The organism is Oceanicaulis sp., from assembly GCF_965249665.1.
In the GTDB taxonomy this organism is placed as follows: domain Bacteria; phylum Pseudomonadota; class Alphaproteobacteria; order Caulobacterales; family Maricaulaceae; genus Oceanicaulis.
This window is the reverse complement of record NZ_OZ252247.1, coordinates 388270-404328: the sequence shown is the minus strand read 5'-3', so window position 1 is coordinate 404328 and position 16059 is coordinate 388270. Positions and strand designations below refer to the sequence as shown.

Genomic DNA, 16059 nt, shown 5'->3' with positions numbered 1-16059 from the left:
GCGTCGCGTTCAGAGGGAGCCGTCAAGGCATGTTTGGTGGTGAAAAGGCTGTGGCCAAGCGTCGGGAGGCGATCCGGATCGCCGACCAGGCGGCGGAGCACGCCCTGGATGCGCTGGCGGAAGGCGATCTCAATCGCGCGCGCGAGGAATTGGCGGCGGTCCCCCGCAAGCTCAAATTCGCCGATGGCGGCTGGAAGCCGGCGCTGGCGTCCGCTGTGGTGGACCTCGCCAGCGGCAAGCGCCGGTCCGGCAACGCCAAGCTTCTGGACGTCTGCGCGGGCCTTGATGAAACCTCGCTGACCAAGGACGACAAGGGGTATCTGCGCCTCTATGCGCTCTACCGCGCCATTGAAGCGTCCAAGGATGGACGGGCGCCGGTGGAGCTCAGGGCTGAAGCGGAGAATTTCCGCTTTGACCAGATCATGGTCAGCCAGTCGCTGAAGACCCGGTTCCCGCTGAAAAAAGTCGAAGACGTGCAGACCGCCCCGCCGCCCATGGCGCCCCCGCCTGATGTGGACGACGTCTGACCCGTCTCTAAGCCAATCAGGCTAACCGCCCAGTGCTTCAGAGCCCCGCAGCTGGTCCCAGCTGCGCGGGCTGCTCATCAGGGCGCGGATATATTCAAGATTGGCGTCCGCCATTTCCGGCGTGGAATCGATCAGGGCGATTTCTCGCGCCTCGTCGAAGCGGCCTTGCAGGGCCAGCGCCATGGCGAGATTCTGGCGCACCTCAGGGCCCGCCGTGACGGTTTGCATCGCCTGACGCAGCACCGTTTCGGCGCGTTCAGGTTCACCGCCCAGCAAGTATGACAGCGCCAGATTGTTCATGATCGCAGGCTCGCCCGGGGCGATCCCCAACGCTTCCATGAAGCGCGCCCGCGCCTGCTCTGGGCGTCCGCTTTGGTCGAGGGCGACGCCCAGCGTGTTGATCAGACGCCAGTCCGGCTCGCCTGAATTGAGCGCTCGCATCAGGTATTCCACGGCCTGCGCCCCGCGTCCGTCCGCGGTCAGCGCCATGCCATAGGCGCTCAAAAGCTCGTGATCGGCGGGATACAGCGCCAGCGCCTGGCGCGCGACTTCCGCCGCGCGCTGGCTGGATCCCAGCTGGCGCAACACGTCTGACAATTTATAGGCGGCTTCACGGTCACCGGGATTGAGCTCATACGCCTCGGCCCAGAACGCCGCCTGGGTCAAAAGGTCCTGGTTCTCGATCGCGTCACGCTCGGCGGCGGTGGCGGGGGCGATGGAGCGTCCCTGCAGGGTTTCGCTCAGCTCGGCTTCCTGTTCGGTGGGTTGCAGCTCGGCATGGGTGGCGCAGCCCGTCAGGGCGACCAGACTGGCGGTGATCCACAGCGCAGCGATTGCAGGAGACAGGCGGGCCATGCTCTACCTTTTTGACGTCAGGCTATATGCATCCAAATGTAGAGATTCAGAGTGCCCGTGAGCCGGTCAAGAAGTCGTTAACGTTTCCACCGTGTTCATCTTTGGCGCAGGACGCCTGCAAGACCTAAGTGTGATTGAAAGAGTGAGCATGACCGACCTTTTCGCTTCGCCTTCAGATTTCGCCCGCACCGCGCGCCTGGTCACAGCCTCAGGCCTTGAGGCCGAGCTGTCTCGATTGAGCGACTCAAGCGCCGCCCATGCGCGCGCCAGCGGGTTTGAAGCCGGGCCGGGGCAGGTAGTGATGCTGCCGGGCGAGGCGGGGCTCGATGCGCTGGTCGGCGCGGGCTCTGGCCAATCGCCTTTTGACGCGGCGGGCGCCGCGCTGAGCCTGCCTGAAGGCGACTGGGCCTATGACGGCCTGCCCCAGGGCTGGGACGCCACTCAGACCGCCATCGCCTTTGCGCTCGGCGGCTATCAGTTCACTCGCTACAAATCCCCCAAGCGCGCTCCGGCGCGGCTGGTGACCGCGCAAGATTGCGATGTGGCCGAAGCCGAACGCGTCGCCAAAGGGGTGATGCTGACGCGCGACCTGATCAACACGCCGGCGGGCGACATGCTGCCCTCGCATCTGGAAGCGGAAGCGCGCAAGCTGGCTGACGCCCATGGCGCCTCGGTCAGCGTGATCACAGGCGACGCCCTGCTGGAACAGAACTATCCCATGATCCATGCGGTGGGCCGCGCCGCGGCGGATGCGCCCCGCCTGATTGAGTTTGAATGGGGCGATGAAAACCATCCGCGCCTGGCGCTGGTGGGCAAGGGGGTCTGTTTTGATTCCGGCGGTCTCGACATCAAGCCCGCCGACGGCATGCTCTTGATGAAAAAGGATATGGGCGGCTCCGCCACCGTGCTGGGCCTCGCCTCCATGATCATGGACTCCAATTTGCCGGTGCGCCTGCACGTGCTGATCCCGGCGGTGGAAAACGCCATTGCGGGCAATGCGTTCCGCCCCGGCGACATCCTGACCAGCCGCAAGGGCCTGACCGTCGAGGTGGGCAATACCGATGCGGAAGGGCGTCTGGTGCTGGCGGACGCCATCACCAAGGCGTGCGAATCCGATCCTGAGCTCCTGATCGACATGGCGACGCTGACCGGGGCGGCGCGGGTGGCCATGGGGCCGGATGTGGCGCCGTTCTACACCGATGTGGACGCCCTGGCCGAAGGCGTCTCACAGGCGGGCGCATCCGTCGACGACCCGGTCTGGCGCCTGCCCTTGTGGAACCGTTATGACGAATGGCTCGACAGTCCGATCGCCGATCTCAGCTCCACCGGCTCGGGCCGGTTTGCGGGTTCGATCACGGCGGGGCTGTTCCTGCGCCGGTTCGGATCAGACGCGAAAGAATGGGCGCATTTTGACATTTTCGGCTGGACGCCGGCGGCCCGCCCAGGCCGTCCGCAGGGCGGTGAGATGCTCGCGGGCCGGGCGGTCTACACCTACCTCAAAACCCGGTTCGGAGCCTGATCCATGAGCGCCGCCTCCACGGTCTATCAGGTCACAGCCGGGGTCTCCGCCTTGCGGCGCACGCCGCAAGATGACGGCCCGATGGACACCCAGCTGCTCGCGGGCGAAGCCTTTGACGTGGTGGAAGAGGCGAACGGTTGGGGCCGGGGCGTGGCCTCGCTTGACGGCTATGAAGGCTGGGTGGACATGGCGACGCTGTCCGCCCCCGCCCTGATCCCGACCCACACCGTGAAAGCGCTGCGCACCTATGTCTATTCAGAACCCGACCTGAAAAGCGCGCCGGTCTGCCTGATCTCGATGAACGCCAAGATCGTCGGCGCACGCCGCGACGGGCGGTTCATCGAAGCCCAGCGCATGGGCTGGGTGTTTGACGGGCATTTGCGCGCGGTGGGGGATGAGGTCGAGCCCGACTGGGTCGCCGTCGCCGAGCGGTTTGTGCACACGCCTTATCTGTGGGGGGGCAAGGAAAGCCTGGGGCTGGATTGTTCGGGGCTGATCCAGACCGCCATGGAAGCAGCCGGGCGCTTCATCCCGCGCGATTCCGGACCGCAGGAAGCCTGGGCGAAAGCGCATGGCGCAGCGGTGGCGCTGACCGAGGATTTCAGCGGCCTCAAGCGCGGCGATCTGGTGTTCTGGCCGGGGCATGTGGGTGTGATGACGGACCCCGAAACCTTGCTGCACGCCAATGGTCACCACATGATGACCGTGGCTGAGAACCTGTCCCGCGCCGCGCGCCGGATCGCCTTCAATCACGCGCCCCTGAGCGGGATATATCGCCTGGGCTAGGGCTTCGTTTATCCTGTTGATTAAAGCTTGATCAAATCGCGTCTGTCATAGTCCAGCAGTGTCTTCCAGGACTGTATGGATGTAGGAGACGTCTTTGTTCGGCGAAGTGAAACTGGGTGATGAACCGGGGCGTCTTGCGGCGTTGCACCGCTATCAGGTTCTGGATACGGGTCCGGAACGTCCGTTTGAGACCATCGTCTCCCTGATCGAGGACCTTCTGGAGACGCCGATCAGCGCGGTGACTTTGCTGGACGCTGACCGGCAATGGTTCAAGGCGCGTCGGGGGGTGAGCGTGTGTGAAAGCGCGCGGGACACCGCGTTTTGCAACTACGCCATTCAGCAGACCGAGCCGCTGATTGTGCCGGACGCCTCTGCGGATCCGCGCTTTGCCGATAATCCGCTGGTGACAGGCGAGCCGCACATCAAGGCCTATGCGGGCGTGCCGCTGGTGTCCCCTGACGGCTATCAGATCGGCACGCTGTGCGCGATCGACACCAAGCCGCGCGATTTCGCCGACCATGAAATCAGGCTGCTCACCAAATTCGCCAAGCTGGTGGTGGATGAACTTGAACTGCGCCTTCAGGCCGGCACGGACTCCCTGACCGGGGTGATGTCGCGCCGCTACTGGATGATGACGGTCGAAGAAGAGATCCAGCGTGCGGCCCGCAACGCCAACCTTCTGTCGATCGCCTTGTTTGATATCGATAAATTCAAGCGCATCAACGACACCTATGGTCACGCCTTTGGCGATCTGGTGATCCAGACCGTAGTCAACACCTGTCTGGAGCATGTCCGGGCCGGCTCCAAGCTTGGCCGTTTGGGCGGCGAGGAATTCGTGCTCTTGTTCACCGAATGCGCGCTTGATCAGGCTGTGGTCGCCGCCGAACGCTGCCGCCGCGCCATCGAAGCCATCCGCCTGACTGCGCCCAATGGCGACGAGGTCCGGGTCAGCGCCAGTTTCGGCGTCGCGCCGCTATTCTCGTACTCGCTGTCGCCAGACGATCTGATCGAACTGGCGGATCGGGCGCTTTATCGGGCCAAGGAGGGCGGTCGCAACCGGCTGGAAGTGGGCCAGGTGGCCGCCAATATCTATCCTGACAGCGCCTGATCAAACGAGCGCTTTGGCCAGATAGGGCAGGCTGACATCCATGCGGTAATCAATGCCGGAATGGGTGTCGGGGAATTCCTCATAGCGGTGCTTCACGCCCAGCGCTTCAAGCCGCCGGTGCAGGCGACGCGCGCCATAAACTAGGTCGTACTGGTCGATATCGCCGCAATCAATAAACAGCGCTTTCAGAGAGTTGAGCCCGGCATGATGGGTCTCCACCAGGGTCAGCGGATCCCAGGCCAGCCAGTTTGACCACAAATCCTCAAGGCGCTCGCAGGTGTCGAGCGTGACCGGCAAGCGCACGCCGAAGGGCTGGCCGGGGTCCGGATCATAGGTCGCGGCCATGGCGAAGGTCATCAGGGCGTGAATATCATCGCCCTTGGGCTTTTCGCTGGTTTCAAGCTGGGCGATGAACGCCTCGACCGAGCCATGCCTGGCGATGGCGCGCAAAGCGGCGGGAAAGTCGCGCGCATAGCACAGCTCAAACGCCATATCGCCGGAATGACACGCCGCCGCCGCCCAAAAATCAGTGTGCTTGAGGGCATGAACGATCGCGCCATACCCGCCCGAGCTCTTGCCGAAGACGCCGCGCTTGCCTGTTCCGCCGCATTGAAACTGCGCCTCGACCGCGGGCACGAACTCGCTGATCAGGATATCCTCCCACGGGCCCATGACCGATGAGTTGATATACTGGTTGCCCCCGAGCCGGGTGAAGCAATCGGGCATGGCCACCACGACCGGCGGCAGCGTTCCGTCCCCGATCAGCCGGTCGAGGCGCTCAGGCAGGTTCTCGCCGAAATTCTTCCACGCGGAATGGCTCAGCCCCGACCCGGTATAGCCCGCCAGATCCACCAGCAGCGGCAGGCCGGCCCCGTCATGGCCGTGCGGCGTATAGACATCAATGACCCGCTCGGTCGGGTCGCCCAGAAAATTGCCGTCCAGCAGTTTTGACTGAACGGTGATGCGGGTCAGGGTTCCGGCAGGGTGGTCGGTGCGACGGGTCATGAGGGCTCCTTGGCTGGAGCGCCATGACAGGCGGATTGGCCGCCAAGATCAAGGGGGAGTTCAGGCTCTCATATTGATGAATTCCCGCGCAAGCGCTGCGAAGACCCGGGACCTCCCTCCGCCTAAAGCGTCTCGTCCTGAGAGAGGCCCCGGCTCTGCGCTGCGCTCGGCCGGGGTTTCAGTCCACAAAACTTCTCTTCCCCGGCGAAGGCCGGGGCCCAGAGACCGTAGGACGCTGCGCATCCAGCTCTGGGTCCCCGCATGCGCGGGGAAAGAGAGTGAAGCTGAAGACCCTAGGCCGGACGGCGCGACCGGAACGCTGCCGTCAGCGTGCCGTCGTCGAGATAATCAAGCTCGCCGCCCACGGGCACGCCGCGCGCCAGAGAGGTGATGTCCACGCTGGCTTCCGCCAGCTTGTCAGCGAGGAAGTGGGCGGTGGTCTGGCCATCCACGGTGGCGTTGAGCGCCAGGATGATCTCTTTCACCTCCTCACGGCCCGCCCGCTCGATCAGCCCCGCCACACTGAGGTCTTCCGGCCCCACGCCATCCAGCGCGGAAAGCACCCCGCCCAGCACATGATAGCGGCCCTTGAACGCCCCTGCGCGCTCCAGCGCCCACAGATCGCCCACGGTCTCCACCACGCAGATGACGCTGTCATCGCGGCGCGGGTCGCTGCACACCGCGCAGGGATCTGTGACATCAAGATTGCCGCAGATCGAGCAGGCGCTGATCTTGTCCGCCGCCTCGGCCAGAGCGTCCGCCAGCGGCATCATCAATTGCTCGCGCTTTTGCAACAAGGACAGCGAGGCGCGCCGCGCCGAGCGCGGCCCCAGACCGGGCAGCTTGGAGAGGAGCTGGATCAGACGCTCGATTTCAGGACCAGCGGACATGACGGCCTCAACGCAGGGAATCACGGGGGTGAGGGTAGGGCGGTGGGGAAGGCGCACCAAGTGAAAGCTCTAGCGCTCTCACTGTCATTCACCCGCTTATCCATAGGATGACAGGGTGTGAGGTATTCTCACTTCTCTTCCCCGGCCCCCAATCGAGTTGAGGATAAACTCCAGCCGGGGCCCAGAGATCATCGAGCGCTGCGTGTCCGGCTCTGGATCCCGGCCTTCGCCGGGAAAGAGGCGGAGGGGATAGCTGTCTTAACCTAAAACGGTCCCGGCTTGGTCCCGAACGGCAGGTCGATCCCCGGCGGCAGGCCCAGCCCTTTTGTGGCGTCGCTCATGGCGTCGGCTTGGGCTTTGTCGGCCTTGCGCTTGGCGTCGTTATGGGCGGCCTTGATCAGGTCTTCGAGGATGGCGGGGTCGTCGGGATCGATGACGGATTTGTCGATCTCAAGCCCGCGCATTTCGCCCTTGGCGGTGAGGGTAAGTTTCACCAGACCCGCGCCGGCCTCGCCGGTGACTTCCAGCGCCTCCAGGCGCTCTTGCGCCTCGGCCATCTTGGCCTGCATTTCCTGGGCTTTCTTCATCAGCCCGCCAAGGTCTTTCATCGCGAGTTCTCCTGCCGCGCTGTGTCTTGATCGTCATCCTCAGATGTGGGGAGGGACGGCGCCTCGTCAACAGTGAGGATCTCCGCGCCCGGAAACAAGGTCAGCGCCTTGATCATGGCCGGGTCGCGCCGGATGGCGTCCATGCGCTCTTCATGTTCGCGCGCGCGCCGCTCCGCGATGGTTTCGCCGCCCTTGGTTTTGGGTTTTGAATCCACCAGCCAGCGTTCGCCGGTCTGCTCTTGCAAGAAGGCGGCGATGCGTCCGCCCAGATTGCTGGGGGCGTTTTCGGTGGGCTCAAAGACAATGGCGCCGGGCTTCATCGACACGGGCCGGAAGCAGCGCTCCACATCAAGCTTGAGCCCGATATCGCGCGCGGCGTCGATCATCACCATCAGCGCGTCGAGATCTTTGGGACCGACAGGCTCGGGCTCCGGCTCAGGCGGCGGGGTGTGAGCGGCGTGCGGTCCGGACGGCGCCTCGCCCCCCGGACCGGTCTTAGGGTTTGCGCCACCGCCTGACGGGGGAATCCCGGCCAGAAGGCGCGCGGCGTCTTCAGGGCTTGGCAGGCTCGCCGCCGCCATCAGACGGATCACCGCCATTTCCGCCGCAGACACCGGATCGGGCGCGTTGCGCACATCCTCCAGCCCGGTCAGCGTGGTTTTCCAAAGCCGTCCCAGAGAGGCGAGGGAGTGGGCGTCGGCGAGTTTCGCCAGCCGGTCCACGGTTTCCTGCGCCTCGCCCAGATCGGCGTCCTTGCCCGCCGCCTTGATGCGGCTGACCGCGTGCAGATGATCGAGTAGATCGCGCATCAGAACTTGCGGGTCCGCGCCTGAATCATACTGGTGGCGCAGCTCGTCGAGCGCGTCCTTGGCGCGGTTTTCAAGCGCGGCCTCCAGAAGGTCCAGCACGCGCGAGCGATCGGCGAGGCCGAGCATGTCACGGATCTGCTGGGCGGTGACGCTCTCGCCGGCATTAGCCTGGACAATCGCCTGATCGAGCAGGGACAGCGCATCGCGCACCGAGCCTTCGGCGGCGCGGGCGATGGCGGAGAGGCCGTCCCGCTCAATGCTGGCGTCCTCTTTCTCGCAGATGCGCGCCAGATGATCGGTCAGAGCCTCGCGATCCACCCGCTTGAGGTCAAAGCGCTGGCAGCGCGACAGCACCGTCACCGGCACTTTGCGGATTTCAGTGGTGGCGAAGATGAACTTCACATGCTCGGGCGGTTCCTCGAGCGTTTTCAGAAGCGCGTTAAAGGCCGAGGTGGACAGCATGTGCACCTCGTCAATGATGTAGACCTTGTAGCGCGCGCTGACGGGCGCATAGCGCACGCCGTCGAGAATTTCGCGAATATCAGAGATGCCGGTGCGGGACGCGGCGTCCATCTCCATCACATCCACATGAGCCGAGCGCGCAATGGCGTCGCAATGCCGGCCTGGCGGGGTGAGCGTGATGGAAGGCTGATGGACGCTGTCGGTGTCATAGTTCAGCGCCCGCGCGATCAGGCGCGCCGTGGTGGTTTTGCCCACCCCGCGCACGCCCGTCATCATATAGGCGTGGGCGATACGGCCCGAGGTGAACGCATTGGTCAGCGTTCGCACCATCGGCTCCTGGCCGATCAGATCGTCAAAGGTCTGGGGGCGATATTTGCGCGCCAGCACCTGATAGCCGGGGTCATCCTGGGGCGGTTCAGGCTCAAGTCCGGGCAAAGCCGGGCCGTCATAGGCCTCTGTCGGTTCTGACTCAGGCGCGTCGGAAGTGGGATCATCCATCACAGGAGAAAGTCCTTCGCGCGGGGCCGCGCGCCCAGGGTTTGGGGGCTGCGGAAGATAAACTGACGCGGAAGACGGCGGAAGACCGGACGGCGACCCGAACCGAAACTCGTTACGGCTGCTTCCTTCCGGACCTGACCGGGTTGGCGAGGGGCTCGTCCGCCGCCGGCCTTCCTGTGAGCAATATCGCGATTGAGGCGGGCAAACGCAAGACGCGCGGGCAGATGTCCACAGCTCGCCGGCGCGACCCTGTCAGAGTGCTCAGCCGAACCCGGTCTTTTGGTCAGGCGGGAGGGGATGCGCAACAGACCGGGCTGCAGAAGCGCGTGGGCGATCTGCGCCCTTGCCATCTTTACGTGCGTTCTATCATCATAACCTTGTGAACGGGGTGTGATGATGGCGGTGACGCTCTTGGATTTCATGGCGCTCAGCGCTGAGGCGACAAGCATCGACGCGCTCTGTCACCTGTTTGAGCAGTATGCCGAAACGCTGGGGGTTGAAGCGATTGGTTACCAGATTCTGCCCAGCCCGTTTGAAGCGTCTGACGCCGACAATCAGTTCGAGTACAATACGTTTCCTGATCTGATGAAGGACGCGTATCAGGCCGAGCGTCTGTTCGAGCACGATCCGGTGACCAGCCGGGCGGCGATGGCGCTGCATCCCCAGTTCTGGTTTGAAGTGGAGCAGACCACGCCCAGCACGCGTTTCAGTCAGCGCATTTTTGATCTGTTGCGTGAAAGCGGGTTCGTTGATGGTCTGACCACGCCCGTTTTCGGGCCTGCGGGTCTGGCCGCCTATGTGGCGTGTGGCCGGTATAGTGCGCCCTTTGATCTGTCGGCGATGGATTGCCGATGCCTTCAGCATGCCTGTAACGAGCTTTACGCCCGGACACTGACGCTGCAAAAACGCCAGGCGCTGACGCCGCCGCATTTATCCGAACGAGAGGTCGAGGTGCTGCACTGGCTGGCGCGCGGCAAAAGCAATGCGGTGATCGCCGACATTCTGGGCATTTCGCCTCACACCGTGGATACGGTGATGCGACGCGCTTTCGGCAAATTGGGGGCTTCAAACCGGATCGCTGCTGTGCTTAAATCTCTAAGAGCCGGTTTGATAACGCTTTAACCGCTTTCCCCTCACTTGCCTTGCGTCTTTGAGGCGAAAATGTGCGCCCATTAGGGCCGCTTCGCCCCTATTGGTCCCTGAATTACGGGACATGACCTCCAGTCAGATTTAACTATACCCGCGCCTCCAGCGAAGTCTCGCCAGCGGTCTGCATCGGAGTGTGTGTTTGGAAGATCATGAGTTCATCCAATTTGTGTTTGAGCAATTCAAGCAGATGAAATTGGAAGGCCAAAATCCTGATCTGGCGCATCTCTTGCCGGCTGTCAGCGCGCAAAAAGCGTCTGACTGGGACAGCATCGCCCTGAAGCTGGCGATCTGGCGCTGGTCCAGGGTCCGCGCACAAGGCGAGGCCGAGCGTGAGATGAGCCTGTCTGATCGTCTGGTCTATTCCGCCTTCCGCGATGCTGTGAAACTCAGTGGACGCGAAGACCTGGTCGCGCAGATGGATCTCGAGAACGATTTCTACGCGGAGCTGATCAGCTCGGCCGCCTAGACGCGGTCCGAGCTGCGCTCCAGCGCCTCGCGCAAGAACGCGGCGTGCTGATCGAGCACAGCGATCAGGCTGACATCGCCGCCTTGCGCCACCAGCCGATCAATCCAGATATCGACGACGCGCGCCTGACTGTCGAGCCAATCGGTGACGGACGGTGCGTTCGGGATCCGGTGGGCGTTTGAAAATTCCAGAACGGCGCTGGTCATGGCGACTCTCCTATTTGCGAACCATTCTCATTCTTAAGAGTGTCGCCGGGCTTGTCCAGCCCTGAGCTTCGCCAGGGCGATCATGTCGCAGGTCAGGGCGTCTCGCCTTGGGGAAAGAATTCGACATCGCCGTGCTGAACGTTTTCGATCTCGAACTCTTGCTCAAGCACAGGGTCAGGCCGCATCACACTCAACGCAATGACAGCTCCGGTCAGGCCCGCGGCCAGCGCCATCAAGACGCTGCGGTGTCGCATGATCCGGGCCGCCAGCTGCTGGGTGCGGCGAGCTGCTGACCAGCGGGGAGCCTCGGGTCCGATCGGACGCGGCGCCTGGGTCAGCTGATAGCCGATGCGTGGCACGGTCTTGATCAGCGTCTTGTCACCCAGCCCGCGCCGCAGGCGCGAGACCGCCTGGGTCAGGGCTTCGTCGCTGCCATCTTCATCCCAGACCAGAGCGAGAAGATCAGAGCGACTGATCGTATCTCCGGGCTGTTGGGCCAGCACGCTCAGAAGACCCGCCAGCCGCGGCTCCAGCCTGAGGCTGACCCCATCGCGCATGAGGGTGTTCTCATCCAGATCACAGACCGCAGCGCCCAGCTGAAACCGGCGTAGAGGAGCAAGAGCGTTGGGCGTCGACATGTTTCGGTCAGGTTTTCGTCAGGTCTGTGAAAGGCGCGCAAGAGTAAGCCAGCCCTGTTCTATCTCAAGGAAAGCCTCTGATGATTAAAAATCTTATCCTGTCGCTCACGGCCCTGGCGGGCTTGCCTGCGGTCGCGGTTGGCGCTGACCTCGGCACGGACGTCCAAACCCGTCCGCACGCCCAGTTTGAGTCTGTTCAAGCCCGTCTGCAGACGCAATTCGAAGCGCTGGTGGAGGACGGCTTCACCGGGGCTGTGATCGTCGCCTTTCAAGGTGAAATCATCTGGAGCGAGGCGGCCGGTCTCGCCGACCCGGCTCAGGGCCGCCCGATTGATCTTCACACCCAGTTCGATATCGCCTCGATCACCAAAACGCTGACCGGGATGGTCGCCGCTGACCTGATTGAACAGGGCGTGCTGGCGCCCGACACACGCTTCGGGGATGTGTTTGAGGATGCGCCAGCGCCTTTTGACGGCCTCACCGTGCATCAGCTGCTCACCCATAGCGCGGGGCTTGTGGATGGGGTGGGCGATGACGCCGAAGCAATTGACGCCGAGACCCAACGCGCCCGCCTCTATCAGACCGAACTGCGCTTTGAACCTGGTGAGGGCTATGACTATTCCAATCTGGGCTATTCCCTCGTGGCGCAAATGCTCGAAGCGCTGACCGGCCAGGATTACGAGGCTTTGCTGAGCTCATATCTGGCGCGGGCGGAGCTGACCGCCACCGGATATGCAGAAGCCGCAGACCGCGATCAGATGATCATTTTCGAGGATGGCCAGGCCCTGGACGACGCATCCTGGGGCGGGCATCCGCCCGGCTGGAACCTGATCGGCAATGGCGGCCTGGCGTCCAGCGCGCACGAGCTGATGGCCTGGCGTCTGGCCTACGCGGCGGGCGAGCTGACCACGGCTGGCGCCGTCGCGCGCGCCCATCAGCCGTATCAGGCTGAGGATGAGGCGGGCCGCTCCTATTATGGCTATGGGCTGGTGGTCGAGGATCACGCCGAGCGCGGGCGGATCTACTGGCATAATGGCGGCTCACGCCGGTTCAATGCTCATTGGCGCAGTTATGCCGATGAAGGGCTGACGCTGGTCGCACTCTCCAATCAGTGGGAGGTGACGGCGGATCGGGTGGAACAGCGCCTGAGCGCCGCCTGGTTTGAAGCGCGCTAGGCGGCATGCAAAACGGGCGCGGCCAACTGGCCGCGCCCGTTCAGGTGTCGACAGTGCGGATCGCTTAGAAGCGGCGCACATAGCCGATGGAGAAGGCGTCGGCGTCGCCGTCGCCATCATACTCATAACGGGTGTAGTCCAGACGCACGGCGTTAGGACCAGACACCGTCCATTCCAGACCGCCGCCGAACGCAAACGCGTCCGAGCTGTCATCAAAGCTGGCGTTTGCAAGTGAGGCGTCAAATTCGTGATAGGCATAGCCGGCGCGGCCATAGACAGAGACCTGCTCGGCCAGCGGATATTGCGCCTTGGCGAAGATGCCGAGGCCATAGTCAAGGCCGACTTCAGCCGGAACGCCGCCGAAGGAATAGTCTTCGTCTTCCAGGCCGACCAGCAGTTCACCTTCGACACCGAAATACTCGGTAATGTCGTAGCCGCCGCGGACATTGATCACGTCCAGCTCGACGTCAGAGGCGTCGAAATAGGTGTAGCCCGCGCCCAGATGCCATTGGGAGTCTTGCGCGGATGCGCCGCCAGCGATCAGCAGGGCGGCGGCGGTGGAGAGGAGGATCGTCTTTTGCATGGTTTTTGTCTTTCTGTGACGCTTTTGATCGTGGTTCGTAGCCCAGCCCGCGCCTATAGCTGCGCCTCGTACGCCGGTCTTACAAGAGGTGAGATGAGGGTGAAAATGCGTGGAAATACGCAGTGTTGCACTTAGGCGACGCACTGTGACGAAGCGGTGGCGAAGCATGGCGAGGCCGTGACGAAACCCCGTCAGAATTCCGTCACGGCTCAACCGTGTTAACGTTTCGGCAAGGCTCAGGCGGCGGCCGACTTGGTCCAGGTTTGCGGCTTGAACGCGTCATCGACCGGCGTTTCGGCGATGTGGTTGGCGTAGTTGGAAATGGTTTTCAGCGCGGTGGCGGTGATGACGTCGAAAATGTTCGCCTTGGTGAAGCCGGCGTCCAGGAAGGCCTTGATGTCGGCCTCGCTGGCGTAGCCGCGCTTTTGCACCAGTGTGCGGGCGAACTGCGCCAGCGCGTCCAGACGCGCATCCGGCAAGGGTGCGCCAGAGCGCAGGGCGTCAAGGGTCGCCGCATCGACGCCAGCGCCGCCCGCCAGGGTGGAGTGCGCCGCCATGCAGTAATGGCAGGTGTTTTCATAAGACACGGTCAGCAGCACGATCTGGCGCTCGGCCGGGCTCAGGCTGGTCTTGTCCACAATGCCGGCGAGGGTCAGATAGGCTTCGGCTGCGGCCGGGCTTTCCGCCAGCGTGCCCAGAAGGTTTGGCACAAAACCGAAGGCGCCTTTGGCGGTGTTCAGAACCGGACGGGCGGCTTCGGGGGCGTTGGTTTCATCATAGAGGGTAAAGTCGGTCATGGAGCTCTCCATCAGGGGGGGCAGCGTCGCTTCAGGCGGCGCGGGTCGGTGTGACGCCCCCCAAATGGGAGAGGGCCGGGGTGGACGAAAGCCTCTGACCGATCAACACGACTTCACGCAATTGCGAGAGAGAATTGGCCTGTTTGGGCTGGCGGAGCGCAGTTGATGCGCGCTAGAAACCCGCCATGACACTGACCTTTACGGACGCCGCGCTCGATCACGCGGGATTGCTTCGGTCCAATCCGGACTGGATCGACAGTCAGCTTGCCGACCGCAAGGCGCAGGCTGTTTTATTCGCCGGCGGCGATCTCGCTCAGAATGATGAGGGCGGGCCGCTGATCATGCGCGCGAAATACGCGGCGCGTTTGCCGCTGAAACCGCCCGGATTGATCTTTATCGGCGTGCTCGACGGTCAGCCCTGGTTCGCCGCCTCGCTGGAACGCGGCGTGGCGGGCAAAGGTCCCGACTTTCGCCATAGCGCCGCGAATGCGACGCCTGAAATGGCCAGCATTCTGGGGCGCGCGCGCTCGCTGTTGATGTGGCATGCCGAGCATTTGTTCTGTTCCAATTGCGGCGCGAGCACGGACCTGGCGGATGCGGGGTCCAAGCGGGTTTGTCCCAGCTGCGGGACCGAACACTTTCCGCGGGTCAATCCCAGCGTCATCATGCTGGTGCATGCAGGTGATCAGTGCGTGCTGGGTCGACAGCCGAACTGGCCTGAAGGTCTGTATTCCACCCTGGCGGGGTTCATGGAGCCTGGCGAGACCATTGAAGCGGCGTGCGTGCGCGAAGTCGCGGAAGAGGTCCATCTCAAGGTGACGTCTGTGGAGTATGTGGCCAGCCAGCCCTGGCCCTTCCCGTCCCAGCTGATGATCGGGCTGATGGCGGAGGCGGAGCCGGGAACGCTTGTGCCTGATGATGATCTGGAGGATGCGCGCTGGTTCACCCGCGATGATGTGCGCGCGCTTTTCAATGCTGAAACAGGCCGAATGATGCCGCCGCACTTCTCAATTGCGCGCATGCTGATAGAAAGATGGCTCACAGCCGACTCGGTCTGAGAAGTGCGACGCCCTGTCGCGCTTGTCAAAATGAGCTGGGCAATACCTTTCGAAGCGGTGTGAACTGGTTGCCTCTTTCGACGGAGCATGCCAAACACCGCGCACACTCCATTTGTCTCAATAGGGATCGGTGAGGACGCTCATGGGCTCTCTTTTCTTCAATAAACTGGCTGCTGCTCTCCTGGCGGTCGCCCTTGTCATTCTGGGGCTGACCACGCTGAGCGACAGCTTGTTCAACGCCGAACTGCCAGAAGAGTTCGGCTATCCGGTGGATCTCGCCGCCCTCGAGGGCGCCAGCGGGCCCGCCGAGGAAGAAGTGGAAGGTCCGGTTGATTTCGGCGTTCTGCTCGCCAGCGCGGACATCTCCGCGGGGGAACGCGTGGCGCGTCGCTGCGCCAGCTGTCACTCTTTCGACTCAGGCATGGCCGACGGCACCGGCCCCCATATGTGGGGCGTGATGGGTCGTGAGGTCGCAGCCGTGGATGGCTTCAACTATTCCGGCGCCATGGAAGAATATGGCGAGACGGTCAGCGCCTGGATGTACGAGAACATGTACAACTTCCTGGAAAGCCCGCGCCGCTACATTCCGGGAACGGCGATGAGCTTCGCCGGTCTGCGCGACCAGGAAGATCGCATCAATCTGATCGCCTATATGCGTGAGCAGGGTAGCTCGGATCTGGCGCTGCCGGAGCCGCTCGCCACTCCGACCGACGAGGCTGGCATGGGCGAGGGCGAAACGGCTGCTGACGCTGAGATGGTCGATACCCTGGATGAGGCGGAAGCCTCCATCGAGGAGATGGACGATGTCGACATTGAAGTCGACGCGCCTGCTGAGCCGCAGCCGGAAGGCGACGCAGAGCTGTAAGCGACTGCGCATAAAGCATCCTTGAAAAGGGCGCGTCCGGTTGGACGCGCCCTTT

18 protein-coding genes and 1 other RNA gene are annotated in these 16059 nt (G+C 63.3%); 9 read left to right on the top strand and 10 right to left on the bottom strand.

Features of this window, described 5'->3' with window-relative positions; translation table 11 throughout:
* Positions 1–29 precede the first annotated feature (29 nt).
* Entirely contained in the window at positions 30–527 is a 498-nt protein-coding gene (locus ACP154_RS02055) for a hypothetical protein (protein ID WP_107711447.1), read from the top strand.
* Between the two features lie 21 nt (positions 528–548).
* Here ACP154_RS02055 and ACP154_RS02050 read toward each other — a convergent pair whose 3' ends face one another.
* Positions 549–1382: a tetratricopeptide repeat protein gene (locus tag ACP154_RS02050; protein ID WP_421857316.1), complete on the bottom strand. Its 834-nt coding sequence runs from the start codon at positions 1380–1382 to the stop codon at positions 549–551.
* 148 nt (positions 1383–1530) lie between these two features.
* Between ACP154_RS02050 and ACP154_RS02045 the strand changes: the two genes are divergently transcribed.
* The 3 genes from ACP154_RS02045 (at position 1531) to ACP154_RS02035 (ending at position 4795) form a co-directional block, all read left to right on the top strand.
* Entirely contained in the window at positions 1531–2901 is a 1371-nt protein-coding gene (locus ACP154_RS02045; protein WP_421857318.1) for a leucyl aminopeptidase family protein, read from the top strand.
* A 3-nt stretch (positions 2902–2904) separates the two neighbouring features.
* Positions 2905–3687 (top strand): C40 family peptidase, encoded by a 783-nt coding sequence (locus tag ACP154_RS02040; protein WP_421857320.1) that lies wholly within the window; start codon positions 2905–2907, stop codon positions 3685–3687.
* A gap of 94 nt (positions 3688–3781) precedes the next feature.
* On the top strand, positions 3782–4795 hold the full coding sequence (locus ACP154_RS02035) for a sensor domain-containing diguanylate cyclase (RefSeq protein WP_421857322.1): 1014 nt from the start codon (positions 3782–3784) through the stop codon (positions 4793–4795).
* Here ACP154_RS02035 and ACP154_RS02030 read toward each other — a convergent pair whose 3' ends face one another.
* The 5 genes from ACP154_RS02030 to ffs form a co-directional block, all read right to left on the bottom strand.
* The gene (locus ACP154_RS02030; protein ID WP_421857324.1) at positions 4796–5800 is read right to left on the bottom strand and encodes an alpha/beta hydrolase; all 1005 of its coding nucleotides are present in this window, start codon (positions 5798–5800) and stop codon (positions 4796–4798) included.
* A gap of 293 nt (positions 5801–6093) precedes the next feature.
* Entirely contained in the window at positions 6094–6690 is a 597-nt protein-coding gene (gene recR, locus ACP154_RS02025; protein WP_421857326.1) for a recombination mediator RecR, read from the bottom strand.
* A gap of 263 nt (positions 6691–6953) precedes the next feature.
* Positions 6954–7298, bottom strand: a complete 345-nt coding sequence (locus tag ACP154_RS02020; protein ID WP_421857328.1) for a YbaB/EbfC family nucleoid-associated protein — start codon at positions 7296–7298, stop codon at positions 6954–6956.
* Positions 7295–9067 (bottom strand): DNA polymerase III subunit gamma/tau, encoded by a 1773-nt coding sequence (locus tag ACP154_RS02015; protein WP_421857330.1) that lies wholly within the window; start codon positions 9065–9067, stop codon positions 7295–7297. The genes ACP154_RS02020 and ACP154_RS02015 overlap by 4 nt, the downstream gene beginning before the upstream one ends.
* Positions 9068–9144: 77 nt before the next feature.
* Positions 9145–9241: signal recognition particle sRNA small type (gene ffs, locus ACP154_RS02010), an RNA gene on the bottom strand.
* 222 nt (positions 9242–9463) lie between these two features.
* On the opposite strand from ffs, the gene ACP154_RS02005 reads away from it, so the two are divergent.
* Both ACP154_RS02005 and ACP154_RS02000 read left to right on the top strand, forming a co-directional pair.
* Positions 9464–10189: a helix-turn-helix transcriptional regulator gene (locus ACP154_RS02005; RefSeq protein WP_421857332.1), complete on the top strand. Its 726-nt coding sequence runs from the start codon at positions 9464–9466 to the stop codon at positions 10187–10189.
* Between the two features lie 214 nt (positions 10190–10403).
* Positions 10404–10682: a hypothetical protein gene (locus tag ACP154_RS02000; protein WP_421857334.1), complete on the top strand. Its 279-nt coding sequence runs from the start codon at positions 10404–10406 to the stop codon at positions 10680–10682.
* Here ACP154_RS02000 and ACP154_RS01995 read toward each other — a convergent pair.
* Positions 10679–10888, bottom strand: coding sequence for a hypothetical protein (locus ACP154_RS01995; protein WP_421857336.1), 210 nt, complete (start codon positions 10886–10888; stop codon positions 10679–10681). The two genes, ACP154_RS02000 and ACP154_RS01995, sit on opposite strands and share 4 nt — an antisense overlap.
* A gap of 92 nt (positions 10889–10980) precedes the next feature.
* Complete coding sequence (locus ACP154_RS01990; protein ID WP_421857338.1) at positions 10981–11526, bottom strand: winged helix-turn-helix domain-containing protein; 546 nt, start codon at positions 11524–11526, stop codon at positions 10981–10983.
* 80 nt (positions 11527–11606) lie between these two features.
* Between ACP154_RS01990 and ACP154_RS01985 the strand changes: the two genes are divergently transcribed.
* Entirely contained in the window at positions 11607–12701 is a 1095-nt protein-coding gene (locus tag ACP154_RS01985; protein ID WP_421857340.1) for a serine hydrolase domain-containing protein, read from the top strand.
* A gap of 64 nt (positions 12702–12765) precedes the next feature.
* On the opposite strand, the gene ACP154_RS01980 is transcribed toward ACP154_RS01985, so the two are convergent.
* Together ACP154_RS01980 and ACP154_RS01975 are read right to left on the bottom strand one after the other, a co-directional pair.
* Complete coding sequence (locus ACP154_RS01980) at positions 12766–13284, bottom strand: porin family protein (protein WP_158267807.1); 519 nt, start codon at positions 13282–13284, stop codon at positions 12766–12768.
* A gap of 236 nt (positions 13285–13520) precedes the next feature.
* Positions 13521–14081, bottom strand: a complete 561-nt coding sequence (locus tag ACP154_RS01975; RefSeq protein WP_421857342.1) for a carboxymuconolactone decarboxylase family protein — start codon at positions 14079–14081, stop codon at positions 13521–13523.
* A 185-nt stretch (positions 14082–14266) separates the two neighbouring features.
* Here ACP154_RS01975 and nudC point away from each other — a divergent pair, with 185 nt between their 5' ends.
* Both nudC and ACP154_RS01965 read left to right on the top strand, forming a co-directional pair.
* On the top strand, positions 14267–15139 hold the full coding sequence (nudC, locus tag ACP154_RS01970) for an NAD(+) diphosphatase (protein ID WP_107711434.1): 873 nt from the start codon (positions 14267–14269) through the stop codon (positions 15137–15139).
* A gap of 142 nt (positions 15140–15281) precedes the next feature.
* Entirely contained in the window at positions 15282–16004 is a 723-nt protein-coding gene (locus ACP154_RS01965; RefSeq protein ID WP_421857344.1) for a c-type cytochrome, read from the top strand.
* The last annotated feature ends 55 nt before the right edge of the window (positions 16005–16059 follow it).